Origin of the sequence: Massilia sp. CF038 (genome assembly GCF_900129765.1) — a bacterium.
Classification (GTDB): Bacteria; Pseudomonadota; Gammaproteobacteria; order Burkholderiales; family Burkholderiaceae_D; genus Telluria_A.
Window position 1 is genome coordinate 2,191,831 of sequence record NZ_FQWU01000001.1, and the last position, 18,009, is coordinate 2,209,839.

An 18,009-nucleotide genomic window follows, 5' to 3' on the forward strand; every position below is an offset into this window, starting at 1 on the left:
GAAGAAAACACCCGCGGCCCCGACCGGGCCGCGGATCTGCAGTGCTTAGGCGCCTGGGCGCTTCATCTGGCACGAAGTTGGCTGCGTCGCATAGTACGCATCGATCTTCTTGTCCATCTTCCAGCCGTAGCCGGTGTTTTCCTGGTCATACTTGACGGCCTTGCCATCGACTTTGGTCCAGGTGCCAATGTACAGCGGCTGCTGCAGCTGGTGATCGACCTTGTTCATCATGACGCCGCCGTTCAGGCTCTGGAACTTGGCGCCTTCCATGGCAAATGCCACTTTGACCGGGTCGGTCGACTTGGCTTGCTTGATCGCCTGCGCCAGCATGCCGATGCTGCTGTGGGTCTGGGCCGTGTAGAAGTCGTCGTTGTACTTCTTTTTGTAGCCTTCCACGATGTCCTTGCCGCTGGCCGGATCGGCATTGATCATCCAGTTGCCCACGATTTTAACGCGGTCGGCGCCAGCAGCGCCCATGGCCGTCGGCACCCCGGTGGTGACGGCGTAATAGGTGTAGAAGTTGGCCTTCAGGTCAGCGTCTTTGGCGGCGCGAATCAGCAGGGCCAGGTCGGCGCCCCAGTTGCCGGTGATGACAGTGTCAGCCCCGGAGGCCTTGATCTTGGCCACGTACGGCGAAAAATCCTTCACCTGGGCGATTGGGTGCAGGTCGTCGCCCACAATCTTGATGTCCGGCCGCTTGCGCTTGAGGTAATCCTTGGCCGCGCGGCTGACCGCCTGGCCGAACGCGTAGTTCTGGCCAATGATGTAGACGTTCTTGATGTCCTTGTTGGGCGCCATGTAGGTGGTCAGGGCTTCCATCTTCATGTCGGAATTGGCGTCGAAGCGGAAGTGCCAGAAGCTGCACTTGCTGTTCGTCATATCCGGATCGATGGCGGCGTAGTTGAGGAAGACCACTTCCTTGCCCGGGTTGCGCTCGTTGTGCTTGTTGATCGCGTCCAGCAAGGCCAGCCCGACGCCCGAGCCATTGCCCTGGGTGATGTAGCGGTAGCCCTGGTCAATCACGGCCTTGAGCTGGGTCAGCGACTCTTGCGGGCTGCCCTTGTTGTCGAAACCGACGACTTCGATCTTGTGTTCGCCCGCCCATTTACCCTGGTTGGCCAGGTCGGCGATGGTCTGGAAACTCTTGAGCTGGTTCTGCCCGACCGGCGCAAACGGACCGGAAAGCGGGTCGATGAAGGCGATTTTTACGGTCTCGGCCTGCGCTGCAACGCTCATCAGAGCGAATGAAACGGCCAGGGTCAACGGGCGAATTGTCTTGATCATGAGTCTCCATCCTTCGGTTTTATAGTGCGGGTCTATGCCCATCGCAGCAAAGCGCTGCCCATCGAACTGCAAGGTGAAACGAATCAGGCGGTCGGTAGCTTGTACTCCTTGAATTGTTCGCGCAGCTTGTTTTTCTGGACCTTGCCGGTAGCGCCCATCGGCAAGGCATCGATAAAGACCACGTCGTCGGGCATCCAGAACTTGGCGATTTTGCCGTCGTAGAAGTGCAGCAGTTCGTCGCGCGTGACGTCCATGCCGGGCCGGCGCACCACCAGCAGCAAGGGGCGTTCATCCCATTTCGGGTGGGCCACGCCAATGCAGGCGGCCTGCAGCACCGCCGGGTGGGCCATGGCGATGTTTTCCAGGTCGATGGTGCCGATCCACTCGCCGCCGGACTTGATCACATCCTTGCTGCGGTCGGTAATTTGCATGTAACCGTCTTCGTCGATGGTGGCCACGTCGCCAGTGGGGAACCAGCCGTCCACCAGCACATCGCCACCCTCGTTCTTGAAATAGCTGCTGATGATCCACGGCCCCTTCACATACAGGTGGCCATAGGTCACGCCGTCCCAGGGCAGCGTTTTGCCGTCGTCGTCGACAATTTTCATGTCGACGCCAAACACGGCATGGCCCTGCTTTTGCAAAATCTTGCGTTGCAATTCCTTGGGCAGGGCCAGATGCTTGTTCTGCAGCACACCGGCGGTGCCCAGCGGCGACATTTCCGTCATGCCCCAGGCGTGAATGACTTGCACATCCAGCTTGTCAATCAGGGTATCCATCATCGCTGGCGGGCAAGCCGAGCCACCAATGACAGTGCGGCGGAACGTGGAAAACTGCAAGTTATTCTGCAACGCATAATTGACCAGACCCAGCCACACGGTGGGCACGCCGGCCGAGAACGTGACGCCTTCGGCTTCGAACAGCTCGTACAGCGACTTGCCATCGAGCGCAGCGCCCGGATACACCATCTTGGCACCCGACAGCAGCACTGAATACGGCAAGCCCCAGGCATTCACGTGGAACATGGGGACCACCGGCAACACGGTATCGCGCGCCGACACATTCAGTGCGTTGGGCATCGCGGAACCATACGCATGCAGCACGGTCGAACGGTGTGAGTACAGGGCGCCCTTGGGGTTGCCGGTGGTGCCAGAGGTGTAGCACAGCGAGGCAGCCGCGTTTTCATCAAACAGCGGCCACACGTAGTCGTCGCCACTGGCAGCCATCAAGTCTTCGTAGCACAGCAGGTGGGCAATCTTGGTCTCCTGCGGCATGCGGTCGCGGTCGGCCATCAGCACAAATGCTTTCACGGTCTTGCAATGGGCTGCCACCGCTTCGATCAGCGGCAGGAAGGTCAGGTCAAAGAACAGGTACTGGTCTTCCGCGTGGTTGACGATGTAGGCAATTTGCTCGGGGTGCAGGCGCGGGTTAATGGTGTGCAGTACGGCGCCGGAACCAGACACGGCGTAATACAGCTCCATGTGGCGGTAGCCGTTCCAGGCCAGTGTGGCCACGCGCTCGCCCATGGTCACGCCCAGGCCGGCCAGTGCATGGGCCATCTTGCGGGCACGCAGTTCGCAGTCGCGGTAAGTATATCGGTGGAGATCGCCTTCAATGCGGCGCGAGACAATTTCTGAATGGGGGTAATGCTTTGCTGCGAATTCCAAAATGCCGGAAACGAGCAACGGTTGGCTCATCATCTGGCCCATCACGGGACTCATCTGGTACGACGTCATCGACACTCCTGTTCACGCGCGGCGGTAGGAGACTCAGTTTCGTACGACCGTGCTAAAACAGTCAATGTTTTTCGGTTGTGCATTGCAACAAGAGCATTTTTCACACCAGTTACAAGATGTAAGGACAAAAGGCCGCTACCGTGCAGCCGTCTAGAATCGGCCCAATACGGTAGAATTCTGTCATCTTAAATTCCACTGACTGCGACTGGAACTGCCATTACTGCCGACGACCTTCCCTTCGACAACGCGTTCGCCGCACTGCCGCCCGCGTTCTTCACCCGCCTGATGCCGACGCCCCTGCCCGCGCCCTACTTTGTGGCAGCGAGCCCGTCTGCCGCAGCGTTGGTAGGACTTGATGCGGAGAAACTAAAAGACGCAGAATTGGTTGCCGTCTTTACAGGCAATCACGTACCACCGCGCGCCAAACCGCTTGCTGCCGTGTATTCCGGGCACCAGTTCGGGGTCTGGGCTGGCCAGCTGGGCGACGGCCGCGCCATCTTGCTGGGCGAACTGCCGGGTCCGGACGGGCCCATGGAAATCCAGCTCAAGGGGGCCGGACTGACCCCGTATTCGCGCATGGGCGATGGGCGGGCCGTGCTGCGTTCCTCGATTCGCGAGTTTCTGTGCTCGGAAGCCATGGCCGCGCTCGGCATTCCGACCACGCGCGCCCTGATGATCACCGGTTCCGACAAACCCATCATGCGTGAAACGGTGGAAACCTCGGCCGTGGCCACCCGCATGGCGCCCAGCTTCGTGCGCTTTGGCTCCTTCGAGCACTGGTTCTACCGTGACCATCCGGAAGAATTGCGCATCCTGGCCGATTATGTGATTGACGCCTTCTATCCAGCGCTGCGTAGCCAGCCCAACCCGTACAAGGCCCTGCTGGCCGAGGTGACCCGCCGCACCGCGCGCCTGATTGCGCAATGGCAGGCGGTGGGCTTCATGCACGGCGTGATGAATACTGACAATATGTCGATCCTGGGCTTGACGCTCGACTATGGTCCCTTCGGCTTCATGGAAGCCTTCGATTCCCAGCACATCTGCAACCATACAGACCAGCAAGGCCGCTATGCGTATGCGAATCAGCCGCAAATTGGCCATTGGAATTGCTTTGCCCTGGGTCAGGCCCTGCTGCCCCTGATCGGCACTGTGGAAGACGCGCAGGAAGCGCTGGGCGTGTATGAGGCCGAGTTTGCTGCCAAAATCGACGAACTGCTCCATGCCAAGCTGGGCCTAGGCATGTTCTACGAAAACGACCGCGCCCTGTTTGAATCGATGTTTTCGCTCATGCACGATAACCACGTCGATTTCACCCAGTTCTTCCGTAAACTGTCCCTGCTGCAGGTGGACTTGCCCGAGCTCGACGCGCCCATTCGCGACCTGTTCCTCGACCGCGAGGCCTTCGATGCCTGGGCGCTGGACTACCGCGCCCGCCTGCGCAAGGAATTGCGCAACGATATCGAGCGCCGCCGCGCCATGGACCAGGTCAATCCCAAATTCGTGCTGCGCAACTACCTGGCCCAGGTGGCCATTGAAAAGGCCCAGAACAAGGATTTTTCGGAAGTGGAAAAATTGCTGTCAGTTCTGGCCCGCCCCTTCGACGAACAACCAGAGAACGAGGCGTATGCCGCGCTGCCGCCCGACTGGGCCAGCCATCTTGAAGTAAGCTGTTCGTCCTGATCCCCGAATCGACAAGGAAAGCACGATGACCGACGATGTAAAGAAGACCGTGACCAAGACGGATGCCGAATGGCGCGCCATGCTCGACCCGATGGAATACCAGGTCACGCGCCACGCCGCCACCGAACGTGCCTTTACCGGCAAGTTCTGGGACCACCATGAGCACGGCATTTACACCTGCGTGTGCTGCAATACACCGCTGTTTGCCTCCGACGCCAAATTCGATTCCGGCTGCGGCTGGCCCAGTTACTTCAAGGCCCTGGACCCAGCCAATGTGATCGAAAAAACCGACCGCACCCATGGTATGCTGCGCACCGAGATTATTTGCGCCGTCTGCGACGCCCATCTGGGGCATGTGTTCCCCGACGGTCCACCACCGACAGGATTGCGCTATTGCATTAATTCCGCATCGCTGCGGTTTGACCCTACCTGATTCCCATGAAACTTCTGTTCGATTTTTTCCCGATTGCCCTGTTCTTCGGCGTATATCGACTGGCGGCCATGTTCCAGCAGCCGTCGTTTGATTTTGTCACCAAATACATGTCGTGGATGATTTCTGGCGGGGCCATCAAGCCTGACCAGGCGCCCATGATGATTGCAACTGCCGTGGCGATCGTCGCCACGACCTTGCAGGTGTCCTACGTAAAACTGCGCGGCCGCAAGGTCGACACGATGCTGTGGATTTCCTTCCTGATCATCACCGTGTTTGGTGGCGCCACCATCTATTTCCATAATGGCGATTTCATTAAATGGAAGCCGACCATCATTTACTGGGTGTTTGGCACGGCGATGCTGGTGGCCCAGCTGGCCTTCAAGAAAAACATGATTCGTCAAGCGATGCAGGAGCAAATCAAGCTCCCGGACGAGGTATGGGCGAAGCTAGGGAGCGCGTGGATGCTGTTCTTCTTCCTGCTGGGCGCGGTGAACCTGCTCGCTGCCTTCGTCATTTTCAAAGATAACGACAGCGACTGGGTGACCTTCAAACTGTTCGGCATGATGGGCATCATGTTCGCGTTTATCGTTGGCCAGACCATCTATCTATCCAAATACATCGAGGAAGAGAAGGCATGAACGCGCCCACCCGCGCCGAGCGCATCGAGCAAAAGTTGCAGGCTGCCCTGCAACCGACGCTGCTGGAACTGACGGACGAATCGGCCCTCCACGCTGGCCACGCTGGCGCCGCGTCCGGCGGCAGTCATTTCCGCCTGAAAATTGTCTCTGCCAAGTTCGAAAGCCTCAGACTCGTCATGCGACATCGACTCGTGTATGATTCCGTGCACGATATGATGCACAGCGAGATCCATGCGCTTGCCATCACTGCTCTGGCACCGTCCGAGCAGCCATAGGGAGCGCCTTGATTCAGCGTGTCTTAAGAAATCTGTCTGACAATTGAACCGCAAAGTAAAACAACGAACTTGTCCTAGTAACTTTTTCCCCCAACAGGAATTGATAATGACCTTGAAGCCATCCCGTTTGCTGTTTGTCCTGATCGCCCTCGCTGCAGCGCCTGCATTCGCGCAAAACGTCGCCGTTGTAAACGGTAAAGCCATTCCGATGTCGCGTGCCGATGCACTCGTCAAGCAGTATGTTGCACAGAGTCAGCAGCCAGAAACGCCGGAACTGCGCGAAATGGTCAAGAAAGATCTGATCTCGCGTGAAGTCCTGATGCAGGAAGCAACCCGTCAAGGCTTCGACAAGAGCCCAGCCGTCAAGCAACAGCTGGAAGTGGCCCGCCAGAGCATCATCGTCAACGCCATGGTGCGTGACTACCTGAGCAAATCGCCAGTCAAGGACGAAGAGATCAAGGCCGAATACGACCGCTACGTCACTCTCATTGGCAACAAGGAATACCACGTGCGCCACATCCTGGTCGACAGCGAAGCCGATGCCAAGGCTGTCATCACCAAGCTCAAGGGCGGCGCCAAGTTCGAAGAACTGGCCAAGACCTCCAAGGACACCGGCAGCGCTGCCAATGGTGGCGATCTCGACTGGCATAGCCCAAGCGAGTTCCCGAAGCCATTTAGCGATGCCTTCGTTGCGCTGCAAAAAGGTGCCATTACCGAAACCCCAGTGCAAACCCAGAACGGTTTCCACGTGATCAAGCTGGACGACGTTCGCCCGCTGAAGGCACAAACGCTGGAAGAGCTCAAGCCGCAAATCGGCGAGCGCCTGCAGCAAGCCAAACTGGCCAAGCTGCAAGAAGAACTGCGCAAAAAGGCCGTTATCAAGTAATGCAAAGCGGGTAGCATCTGGTATGCTGCCTGCGCATTGCTTGCCGTGCACGCTTTCGGGCGTGCACGTTTATTTTTATTAGGATCAGAATCATGAAGTTGATGCCCGCCCGTTTGCTATTGTCCCTGTGTGTTCTGAGTGCCGCGCCCGCTTTTGCGCAGGTCGCCGCGACTGTCAACGGGAAACAAATTCCTTCAAGCAAGGTTGAGCAGGGTGTCAAACAACTGCTTGCCCAAGGCAAATACTCGGACACGCCGCAGCTGCGCGATGTCATCAAGCGCGACCTGATCACCCGGGAAGTGATGATCCAGGAAGCGGACCGCCAGGGTTACGGCACCCGTACCGAAGTCAAGTCAGCGCTGGACAATGCGCGTCAGAGCGTGGTCATCAACGCCCTGCTCGCGGCCCATCTGAAATCTCACCCTGTCGAAGAGTCCGACCTGCGCGCCGAATATGCCAAGGTCAAGGCCGGCTGGCCAGAGAAGGATTACCGCGCGCGCCACATCCTGGTAGAAAGCGAAGACGAGGCGAAGAGCATCCTCGCCAAAATCAAGGCGGGCAGCAAGTTCGAAGACATGGCAAAGCAATATTCCAAAGATGCGTCGGCAGCCAATGGCGGCGATCTGGACTGGGCCAGCCCGAACCGCTATGTTCCGGAATTTTCACGCGCCCTGATGGCCATGCAAAAAGGCGCCCTCAGCGACGCACCGATCAAGTCGCGCTTCGGCTATCACATCGTGCGTCTCGACGATACGCGTGCCGCCAAGATTCCGGCCTACGAAGACGTGCGCCAGGAATTGGGCGAAGGCTTGCAGCAACGAAAACTGCAAGCGTACAAAGAAGAGCTGATGAAGAAGGCCAAGATCCAATAGGTACTTTTTGTGCGTCACAAGAGCCGCCCCAGTCATTCTGCGGCGGCTTTTTTGTTATGATGCTCCCATGTCGCCGTTCCGCCACCTGTTCACTGTGCTGTTGCTGGTCCTGATGCCGTTCCAGGCCATGGGCGCCACGTACTCGAACACGGCTGCGCCAGCGCTGGCCGCTTGCGAATCGATCATTGCCCTCGCTTACTACGAAGACGATGGTGCAAACGGCGCTGCCTGCCAAGCTGCGTGCAGCTCGGCAGCAGTGGCGCTGGCTCCCCCGGTCATGCTCATTCCCCAGGCAAGCAAGGCCACCGCAGCCGCTGCCGTCGCTGGCCCTGCTCTGCTCCCCGCCTCGCATATTCCCCACGGCCCGCAACGGCCTCCGTGCGCCCAGCGCTGATCTGCGGATGCGTCTGGCTGCGCTGGACGCGTTGAAGTTGGGAATACAATGAAATAGACAAATCACAGCCGATGGGCGTGCACCGCGGTGCATGCCCGCCCGGCTCACCTGCTTTAAGGCCATAGCCAGATGCTCGACCAAATCACCACGCCCATTTTGCACGGCATCGCCGATCCATCGCTGCTACGCGAGGAAATTCTGGCCGAACTGCTGGAAGCGAGCGCGCGCCGCACCCCCGAACAGATCGCCCTGATATTTGGTACGCGTCAGCTCACCTACGCCGAACTCGATTCGCTCAGCGCCATCGCAGCCTCGCGCCTGATGGCACGCGGGATCGGTCCAGGCGCAATTGTCGGACTGTGGCTGGAACGCGGCATCGCACTGCTGGTCCTGCAGGCCGCCATTGCCAAGGCCGGCGCAGCCTGGCTGCCGGTAGACCAGGACACGCCTCTGGAACGCTTGCAGGTGTGCCTGGACGATGCCAGCGCGGCCGGCGTCATCGCCAGCGCGGCTGCATGCGCTGGCCTGGATGGCGCGATCAGCGCCGAATCGCTGATGGCGCCGCTGGCCGCTGGCGAAGTTCTGACGCAGCGCGGCGCCGTCTCGCCCGATGCACCGGCCTATATCATTTACACCTCTGGCTCCACCGGCAAACCGAAGGGCATTCTGATTTCGCAGCGCAGTATCTGCCACTTCCTGCGCAGCGAAAACCAGGTACTGGGCATTCGTGCGTCGGACCGTGTCTACCAGGGCTTTTCGGTTGCCTTTGACATGTCGTTCGAAGAGATCTGGATCGCCTACCTGGTCGGCGCAACGCTGTGGATCGGCCCCAAGGACATCACCGGCGACCCGGAAACGCTGCCACGCATGCTGGCCCAGAACAGCGTGACGGTGCTGCATGCCGTGCCTACCCTGCTGGCGCTATTTAGCGAAGACGTCGCCAGCCTGCGCCTGATTAACCTGGGCGGCGAAATGTGTCCCGAGTCCGTGGTTGAACGGTTCGCGCGACCGGGGCGCGAGATCTTCAATACCTATGGCCCGACCGAGGCCACGGTCTCGGCCAGCCTGGCGCGTCTGGCACCTGGCCGCCCGATCACCATCGGCACCCCGCTGCCCAATTACGGCATGCTTGTCATCGCCACCGAAGGCACCGGGCTGCGCCTGCTGGCGCGCGGCGAGACGGGCGAACTCTGTCTGACAGGACCGGGACTGTCTGCCGGCTATCTGGGCCGGCCCGATCTGACGGCTGAAAAATTCCTCACCAACCCTTGGTCCAGCGGCCCACATGACGGGCGCCTGTACCGTACTGGCGATCTGGCACGCATCGACGAGGAAGGCACGGTCCAATGCCTGGGACGCACCGACGACCAGGTCAAGATTCGCGGCTTCCGGGTCGAACTGGGCGAGATTGAGGCGGTGCTGGCCCAGCAAGCCGGCGTGGGCACGGTCGCGGTCCTGCTGCGCAAGGACGACGGGATCGACCAGCTGGTCGCGTATCTGGTCCCATCGAGCGGCAACGAAACGCTGGACCCAGCTGCCTTGCGCCACGCCCTCAACGCCCACCTGCCGCCGTACATGGTGCCGGGCCGCTACGAACAATTGCCGCTGATGCCGCGCCTGACCTCCGGCAAAATCGACCGCAAAGCCTTGCGCGCCATGCCGCTGCAGGCCGCGCCCGTGGGCACAGGCGAATCCGACCTGCCCGAAACCGCAGCCGAAAGCGCCTTGTTCAGCGCCCTCGCCCAGCTGTTCCCCGGCCAGCCGATCAAGCGCGAGGCCGACTTCTTTACCGATCTGGGCGGGCACTCCTTTTTCGCAGCGCGCCTGGCCACGGCCCTGCGCGCGGACAGCGCCTTCGCCCACGTGACGGTGCGCGACATTTACCAGCATCGCCAGATCGGCAAAATCGCCAGCGCCATTGGCAGCGCCCCGGTTACCGCAGCCGAGCAGGATTGGACGCCACCGCCCGCGTGGCGGCGCTGGACCTGCGCTTTTGGCCAGGCCTGCGCGGTGCCGCCCCTGGTCACCTTGCGCATGACCCAGTGGTTAGCGCCCTTCTTTACCTATCACTTCTTTACCGGTGAACCGGGCGACTCGGTGCCACGTGCGATTGCCGCCTCGATCGCCGTCTTCCTGCTGGCGACGGTCCTTGAATTCGTGGTCGCCATTGGCGGCAAGTGGCTCATCGGCGGACGCCAGCGCCCCGGCTCGTATCCCTTGTGGGGCTGGACCTATTACCGCTGGTGGCTGGTCGACCGCCTGCTCGAAGGCGCGCCAGTCTATTTGCTCAGTGGCTGTTCGCTGTACGTGTGGTGGCTACGGGCGCTGGGCGCGCGGGTTGGCGATGACGTGATCATCGGCTCCATGACCTTGCGCGCGCCCGACCTGCTGGCACTTGGTCACAACGTCAGCATCGGCAACGCGGTCAACTTTGAAAATGCGCGGGTCGAGCGCGGCCGCCTGCTGCTTGGCCAGATCACCCTGGCCGACGACGTGTGCGTGGCCTCCTTCTCTGTCCTGGAAGGCAATACCTCGGTGGGCGCGCGCAGCCATGTGGAGGGCCAATCGGCGATTGCCGATGGCACCACGGTGCCACCAGGGCGGGTCTGGGGCGGGTCGCCAGCGCGCGACCTGGGCGCCTTCGTGCCGGCCCTGCCGCCAAGGCCAGTGGCGTCGCCTTTACGCCTGCTGGGCGAGACACTGTTTTTTGTATTCGGCATCGTGCTCGTCTCCACCCTGTTCTTCATGCCGGTGTTCCCCAGCTTCGTGCTGATCGACTCGCTCGATGAAGCTGGCGTTCTGCCATGGCTGCAAGGCAGCGAGGTGCACACGCAGCTGCTGCGCTACTTTGTGCTTGCCTTCCCCGCCAGCGCGGTGCTGATCGTGCTGACTGCGCTGGTTTCGGCAGGCATCCGCTGGGGCGGTCTGCCGCGCCTGAAGCCCGGACGGTCGGCGGTACACAGCAATATCTACTGCGCCAAATGGCTCGTCAGCCACATTCAGGAATCGAGCATGAACGTGCTGCACGGGATTTATGCGACCGTCTTCGCCCCCTACTGGTATCGCCTGCTGGGGGCCAAGGTCGGGCGCGACGCAGAAATCTCGACCGCCCTGGGCGTGGTGCCCGACATGCTCACCCTTGGTGACGAAACCTTCATCGCCGACGCCGTCATGCTGGGCGACGAGGAGATCGATGGCGGCTGGATGACCATGCAGGAGACCGTCGTCTCGCACCGGAGCTTTGTCGGCAATGGCAGTTATGTCCCGGACGGCACGGTACTGCCGGAGCGCGTGCTGGTGGGGGTGCACACCCATGCCCCGGCCAATGCGCAGATGGCCAGCGGCGACACCTGGCTAGGCTCGCCCCCGCTGCATTTGCCGGCCCGCGAGGAAGCCAGCGGCTACCCGGACCACCTGACTTACCGGCCGTCGGCCCTGCGCCGCCTTGGCCGCACCGTGGTTGAAACGTTCCGCATTGTCGCGCCACATGCGCTGGTGATTGCGGTGGGCTACACCATCGTGCTGGACGTGATGCCCGCCGCTGGCGCGGGCCGCTGGGGCGAAGTCGTGTTTGATCTGGCTCTGGCGGGACTGCTGTACGGGATCGGCAATTTCCTGTTCGTGCTGATCATCAAATGGCTGCTGCTGGGACGCTACCGCAAACGCGCCGAGCCGATGTGGACCCCGTTCGTGTGGCTGTCCGAGGGCGTGACCAATCTGTACGAAGGCATCGCCGTGCCCAACTTCATGCGCTACCTGCGCGGCACGCCGTGGCTGCCAATGGCCTTCAGCATGCTGGGCGCAAAAATGGGCCGTGGCGTGTATCTGGACACCACCGACATCACCGAGTTCGACTGCGTGTCCATCGGTGACTACAGCGAGCTCAATGCGCTGGCCTGCCCGCAAACGCACCTGTTCGAAGACCGCATCATGAAAATTGACCAGGTCGACATTGGCAGCAAGGTGTATATCGGGCCACGCGGCTGCGTGCTGTACAGCGCCCGCGTCGGTGACAACGCCCGCCTCGGGCCGCTGACGCTGGTAATGAAAGGCGAACATATTCCCGCCCACTCGGCATGGGCCGGCTGTCCAGCGGCGCCAGCGGGCGCATGAGCGACCAGGTGACCCTGGTGACCGTGGCGCATGCGCCAGGCACGACTCGGGCGTCGGCGCGGCTGGCGATCCGAACGGTGCTGTGCCAATCCATCATGGATATCCTTGGCGTGGCCAATGTCAGCGTTGCCTCCCTGCCCGGCATGGCGCCTTGTTTGCTTGTCGGCGGCAAGGCGACAGCCATTGGTATCGCCATCAGCCACACTGACGCGTTCTCGTTTGCGGCCTGGCATCCGTACGCGCCGGTCGGACTGGATGTGATGCAGGTGGTGGATGTCCCGGAGTGGCGCGCGCTGACACGCGACTATCTTGGCCCGCAAGCTCTCAAGCGCCTTGACGCAGTCGCCGGCCCTGACTTGGCAAGCGCTTTCGCGCGTGAATGGACAGCGCGCGAGGCGTGCCTCAAAGCCCTGGGCCTGGGGATCGCCGAATGGACAGCGCTGCCAACTGAGTGCATGCTGAGGCAGCTGTCGCCGCGACCCGGCTACGTAGGCACCATTGCCAGCGTATGATCCGCCACCACATCGCCCTCGCGCAGGCGGGGGCCCATACCATCGTGGAACATCGTTGCCGCCTCTCTGAGCGAAGGCGCCATGGGTCCCCGCCTTCGCGAGGACGATGTGCTGGCGTCAGCAGGTACGCCCCCTTCACCACATCGCCCTCGCGCACCATCGTTGCAGCCTCTCTGAGCGAAGGCGCCATGGGTCCCCGCCTTCGCGAGGACGATGTGCAGCGAAACCGCCTGATCGGCCACCACATCGCCCTCGTGGAACATCGTTGCCGCCTCTCTGAGCGAAGGTGCTATCGATCCCCGCCTTCGCGAGGACGATGTGCAACGAAACCGCCTGATCGGCCACCACATCGCCCTCGCGCAGGCGGGGGCCCATACCATCGTGTACCATCGTTGCTGCCGCTCTCAGCGAAGGCGCTATCGGTCCCCGCCTTCGCGCGGACGATGTGCTGGCGTAAGCAGCTACTTACTATAAACCGCAAATGAACGTCACCCTCCATCCCATCACCATCGACAATTTCGAAGCCGTCATGGACCTGGAACTGCCGCCGGAACAAGCGCGCTATCTTGACAGCAACGCGTACTCCATCGCGCAAGCGCATTACTACCCGGACTGGCAACCGCGTGCCATCTACTGCGATGGCACTCCCGTCGGCTTTGCCCTGTACGACACCAGCGGCGACGACGAACCGGGGCATTACGCCATCTATCGCCTGATGGTGGCGCATCATTTGCAAAACAAGGGAATTGGCAGGCGCGCCATGGCGCTGCTGCTAGACGAGATACGAGCGCAGCCCGACGTGCGCCGCGTCACGATTTGCTACAAGACCGACAACCCCACAGCACGCCGCTTTTATGCGTCGCTGGGCTTTGCCGAAATCGGACTCAGTGAAGATGGCGAGATGGTCGCGCAACTGCGTGCGTAACCACCTCGCCGCGGGCTGAATCAGCCGACGAACTTGCGCGCGTTGCGGAACATGCGCATCCATGGCGAATCCTCGCCCCACGACTCGGGGTGCCACGACTGCTGCACCGAGCGGAACACGCGCTCGGCATGCGGCATGATGACGCTGAAACGTCCGTCCGCCGTGGTCACACCGGTCAAGCCGGCTGGCGAACCGTTCGGGTTGAACGGATAGGTTTCGGTGGCCGCACCCCGGTTGTCGACAAAGCGCATGGCCTTGACCACAGCATCGATGTCGCCCGTTTGCGAGAAGTCGGCAAAGCCTTCGCCGTGGGCGATGGCAATCGCGGTCTGGGTGCCTGCCATGCCCTGCATGAAGATCGACGGCGAGTCGAGCACTTCAACCATGGCAAAGCGCGCCTCGAACTGTTCCGACTTGTTGCGCGTGAACTTGGGCCAGGCTTGGGCACCCGGAATGATGGACTTCAGATTGCTCATCATCTGGCAACCATTGCACACGCCCAGACCGAAGCTGTCGGGACGGGCAAAGAAGCGGGCAAACTGTTCGGCAAGTTTGTCGTTGAACAGAATCGTCTTGGCCCAGCCTTCGCCGGCGCCCAGCACGTCGCCGTACGAGAAGCCGCCCACGGCAATGATGCCCTGGAAGTCATCGAGCTTGGCGCGGCCGGCAATCAAGTCGCTCATGTGCACGTCCACCGCGGCAAAACCTGCCTGGTGCATCACCCATGCCGTCTCGATATGCGAGTTGACGCCCTGCTCGCGCAGAATCGCCACGCGTGGACGCACGCCAGTCGCCAGGAATGGCGCGGCCACGTTCTCGCTTGGGTCGAAGGTCAGCTTGGGTGAAATGCCCGGGTCGGTTTCGTCCAGCAGACGCGCATATTCGGCGTCGGCGCAGGCCGGGTTGTCGCGCAGGCGCGCGATGCGCCAACTTGTTTCGCTCCACAGGCGGTGCAAGGCGCTGCGCTGTTCACTGTAGATCACTTTGGCGTCGCGCGTGAATTCAATCACGCCGCGATCATTGAGTTTGCCGATGATATGGCTGCAAGCGCCCAGATTATGCTCGCGCAGCACGTTCATGACGGCAGTCTTGTCGTCCGCACACACCTGAATCACGGCACCCAGTTCCTCGTTGAACAGTGCGCGCAAGGTCAGTTCGTTGCGGCGTTCGGCCACCTGCCCGGCCCAGTTCTTGGCGTCGCCCCAGTCGGCGGCATGCTCGCCTTCCATGGTCAGAATGTCGAGATTGACCGTCACGCCCGCGCGGCCGGCAAAAGCCATTTCGCACAGCGTGGCAAACAAGCCGCCATCGGAACGGTCATGGTAGGCCAGCAGCTTGGCGTCCTTGTTCAGTTGCTGGATCGCCGCGAAGAAGCCTTTCAGGTCTTCGGCGCTGTCGACGTCCGGCACCTCGTTGCCAAGCTGCTGGGTCACCAGCGACAGGGCCGAAGCGCCCAGGCGGTTCTTGCCGCGCCCCAGGTCGATGGCGATCAGTGCGGTCTCGCCATGGCCGGTTTGCAGCTGTGGCGTGAGCGAGCGGCGGATGTCGGCCACCGGCGCGAACGAGGAGACGATCAGCGACACCGGCGAACTGACGGCTTTCGCTTCGCCCTCGTCCTTCCAGGTGGTGCGCATCGACAGCGAATCTTTGCCGACCGGGATACTGATGCCCAGTGCCGGGCACAGTTCCATGCCGATTGCCTTGACGGTGTCAAACAGGGCCGCGTCCTGGCCCGGCTGGCCGCAGGCGGCCATCCAGTTGGCGGACAGTTTGATGTCCGAAATATCGTTGATGGCGGCAGCGGCGATGTTGGTGACCGCTTCGCCCACAGCCATGCGGCCCGAGGCGGCGGCGTTGATCACGGCCAGTGGCGTACGCTCGCCCATGGCCATGGCTTCGCCAATGTAGCCTTCAAAGCTCATGGCGGTCACCGCGCAGTCGGCCACCGGTACCTGCCATGGTCCGACCATCTGGTCGCGCACGGTGGTGCCGCCCACGCTGCGGTCGCCAATGGTGATCAGGAAGGATTTGTCGGCCACGGTGGGCAGCAGCAGCACGCGTTTGGCAACGTCGGCCAGTTCCAGCCCGGTCAGGTCGATGGCGGGGAATTCGTTGTGCACGTGATGCACGTCGCGCTGCATCTTGGGTGGCTTGCCAAGCAAAACGTCCATCGGCATGTCGACCGGTGCATTGCCCTGCTCCGGGTCGATCAGCTTGAGCTGGCGTTCTTCGGTGGCCACGCCCACAGCGGCAAACAGGCAGCGCTCACGCTCGCACATGGCGGCAAACAGCGCCAGGTTTTCAGGTGCAATCGCCAGTACATAGCGTTCCTGCGACTCGTTGCTCCAGATTTCTTTCGGCGCCATGCCGCTTTCTTCCAGCGGGATCTTGCGCAGGTCGAAAATCGCGCCGCGCTTGGCGTCATTGGTGATTTCCGGGAAAGCGTTCGAGAGACCGCCCGCGCCCACGTCGTGGATCGAGATGATCGGATTGTCCGCGCCCATCTGCCAGCAGCGGTTGATCACTTCCTGGGCCCGGCGTTCCATCTCCGGATTGCCGCGCTGGACCGAGTCGAAGTCCAGGTCGGCGGTGTTGGTACCGGTGGCCATCGACGAGGCGGCGCTGCCGCCCATGCCGATGCGCATGCCAGGGCCGCCCAGCTGGATCAGCAGGCTGCCAACCGGGATGTCGTTCTTGTGGGTGTGCTGACCGGCGATGTTGCCGATACCGCCGGCGATCATGATCGGCTTGTGGTAGCCGTACACGGTGTCACTCACACCCGCGGTAAGGCGCCCAACGTTTTGCTCGTAGGTGCGGAAGTAGCCACCCAGGACAGGACGGCCGAATTCATTGCTGAACGCGGCGCCGCCGAGCGGCCCTTCAATCATGATCTGCAAAGGCGATGCGATGCGGTCAGGCTTGCCGTAGGCTGGTGCTGCTCTGCGGCCGGCCAATGGCGCGGTCACGCTGGCGGCGTTTTCCCACGGCTGCACGGCATCCGGAATCATCAGGTTCGACACGGTGAAGCCGGTCAGGCCGGCTTTTGGCTTGGCGCCGCGGCCAGTCGCACCTTCGTCGCGGATTTCGCCGCCGGCGCCGGTGGAGGCGCCAGGGAATGGCGAAATGGCGGTTGGGTGGTTGTGCGTCTCGACCTTCATCAGCGTGTGCGTCAGTTCGGTCGACGCTGCGTATTCGTGCCCTTCTCCGCGCGGGTAGAAGCGCGTGACGGTGGCGCCTTCCATGATCGACGAATTGTCGCTGTACGCGACGATGGTGCCTTTCGGCTGCAGCTGGTGGGTGTTCTTGATCATCTGGAACAGGGACTTGTCCTGCGCCACGCCGTCGACGATCCAGTCGGCGTTGAAGATCTTGTGGCGGCAATGCTCGCTGTTCGCCTGCGCGAACATCATCAGTTCGACGTCGGTCGGGTTGCGCTTGGCCTTGGTGAAGGCGTCCAGCAGGTAGTCGATTTCGTCGTCCGACATCGCCAGACCCAGATCGGTGTTGGCCTTTTCCAGCGCGTGTTTGCCGGCGCCCAGCACGTCGATCGATTCGAAGGGCTTGGCTTCCAGGGCGCGGAACAGGTGGATCGCGTCGTCCGCGCTGCGCAGCACGGTTTCGGTCATGCGGTCGTGCAGCAGGGCCGCCACGGCCTGGGTTTCAGTCTCGTTCAGGTGCTTGGTCGAACCCAGGCTGGTGCCCAGAATGCCGCCCTTCAGGAACACGGTAAAGGCGATGCCGCGTTCAATCCGGTGCACATGGGCCATGCCGCAGTTGTGCGCGATGTCCGTCGCTTTCGAGGCCCATGGGGAAATGGTGCCCAGACGCGGAATGACGAAGAAGGCTTCGGTGGCGCCCTCCTGGGCTGGCGCTGCGGCAGGTTCGCCGTAGGTCAGCATCTTGCCCAGGCGTTCCTGGTCGTCCTCCGACAGCGCGGCGCTGCTATCGATGAAGTGATAAAAGCGGGCCTGGACTGCCACGATCGCGGGCGCGACAGCTTGCAATTGGGTCAGGAGGCGTTGGCTACGGAAGGCGGACAGGGCATTGGAACCCGGCAGTATCAACATGATTGGGAGATGGTTGATGCAGCGTGGCTGCGGGTTAAAGGTAAATAGGGCACTAGATCGAGTGAGGCTGAAATCCTTTAGGCCAGTATTATACCGCGTTGCACCATGTACAGCGAAGCAACATGTTGGCATGCAGCCCGACATTAGCGTATCTTACAGTTTCAAGACATTCGCCTTTCGACCGTTAACATTTG

13 protein-coding genes are annotated in these 18,009 nt (G+C 61.5%); 10 read left to right on the plus strand and 3 right to left on the minus strand.

Annotated elements, in window-relative coordinates; genetic code table 11:
* Positions 1 to 45: 45 nt before the first annotated feature.
* The gene (locus BUC24_RS09925) at positions 46 to 1,284 is read right to left on the minus strand and encodes a branched-chain amino acid ABC transporter substrate-binding protein (RefSeq protein ID WP_073214452.1); all 1,239 of its coding nucleotides are present in this window, start codon (positions 1,282 to 1,284) and stop codon (positions 46 to 48) included.
* An 83-nt stretch (positions 1,285 to 1,367) separates the two neighbouring features.
* Positions 1,368 to 3,020, minus strand: coding sequence for a 3-(methylthio)propionyl-CoA ligase (locus tag BUC24_RS09930; RefSeq protein ID WP_073214455.1), 1,653 nt, complete (start codon positions 3,018 to 3,020; stop codon positions 1,368 to 1,370).
* A 195-nt stretch (positions 3,021 to 3,215) separates the two neighbouring features.
* On the opposite strand from BUC24_RS09930, the gene BUC24_RS09935 reads away from it, so the two are divergent.
* The 10 genes from BUC24_RS09935 to BUC24_RS09980 all read left to right on the plus strand — a co-directional run bounded on the left by BUC24_RS09935 (position 3,216) and on the right by BUC24_RS09980 (position 13,748).
* Entirely contained in the window at positions 3,216 to 4,700 is a 1,485-nt protein-coding gene (locus BUC24_RS09935; protein ID WP_083598805.1) for a protein adenylyltransferase SelO, read from the plus strand.
* A 25-nt stretch (positions 4,701 to 4,725) separates the two neighbouring features.
* On the plus strand, positions 4,726 to 5,133 hold the full coding sequence (gene msrB, locus BUC24_RS09940; RefSeq protein WP_073214460.1) for a peptide-methionine (R)-S-oxide reductase MsrB: 408 nt from the start codon (positions 4,726 to 4,728) through the stop codon (positions 5,131 to 5,133).
* A 5-nt stretch (positions 5,134 to 5,138) separates the two neighbouring features.
* Positions 5,139 to 5,771, plus strand: coding sequence for a septation protein A (locus BUC24_RS09945; protein WP_073214463.1), 633 nt, complete (start codon positions 5,139 to 5,141; stop codon positions 5,769 to 5,771).
* Positions 5,768 to 6,046, plus strand: a complete 279-nt coding sequence (locus tag BUC24_RS09950; RefSeq protein WP_073214465.1) for a BolA family protein — start codon at positions 5,768 to 5,770, stop codon at positions 6,044 to 6,046. The genes BUC24_RS09945 and BUC24_RS09950 overlap by 4 nt, the downstream gene beginning before the upstream one ends.
* 106 nt (positions 6,047 to 6,152) lie before the next feature.
* On the plus strand, positions 6,153 to 6,932 hold the full coding sequence (locus BUC24_RS09955; RefSeq protein WP_073214468.1) for a peptidylprolyl isomerase: 780 nt from the start codon (positions 6,153 to 6,155) through the stop codon (positions 6,930 to 6,932).
* Between the two features lie 92 nt (positions 6,933 to 7,024).
* Positions 7,025 to 7,804, plus strand: coding sequence for a peptidylprolyl isomerase (locus tag BUC24_RS09960; protein ID WP_073214470.1), 780 nt, complete (start codon positions 7,025 to 7,027; stop codon positions 7,802 to 7,804).
* 67 nt (positions 7,805 to 7,871) lie between these two features.
* On the plus strand, positions 7,872 to 8,198 hold the full coding sequence (locus tag BUC24_RS09965) for a hypothetical protein (RefSeq protein WP_073214472.1): 327 nt from the start codon (positions 7,872 to 7,874) through the stop codon (positions 8,196 to 8,198).
* 129 nt (positions 8,199 to 8,327) lie between these two features.
* Entirely contained in the window at positions 8,328 to 12,311 is a 3,984-nt protein-coding gene (locus tag BUC24_RS09970; RefSeq protein WP_073214474.1) for a Pls/PosA family non-ribosomal peptide synthetase, read from the plus strand.
* Positions 12,275 to 12,823, plus strand: coding sequence for a 4'-phosphopantetheinyl transferase family protein (locus BUC24_RS09975; RefSeq protein WP_073214476.1), 549 nt, complete (start codon positions 12,275 to 12,277; stop codon positions 12,821 to 12,823). Before BUC24_RS09970 ends, BUC24_RS09975 begins: the two co-directional genes overlap by 37 nt.
* 481 nt (positions 12,824 to 13,304) lie before the next feature.
* Entirely contained in the window at positions 13,305 to 13,748 is a 444-nt protein-coding gene (locus tag BUC24_RS09980) for a GNAT family N-acetyltransferase (protein WP_073214479.1), read from the plus strand.
* A 20-nt stretch (positions 13,749 to 13,768) separates the two neighbouring features.
* On the opposite strand, the gene purL is transcribed toward BUC24_RS09980, so the two are convergent.
* Positions 13,769 to 17,815, minus strand: a complete 4,047-nt coding sequence (gene purL, locus BUC24_RS09985) for a phosphoribosylformylglycinamidine synthase (protein ID WP_073214482.1) — start codon at positions 17,813 to 17,815, stop codon at positions 13,769 to 13,771.
* Between the last annotated feature and the right edge of the window lie 194 nt (positions 17,816 to 18,009).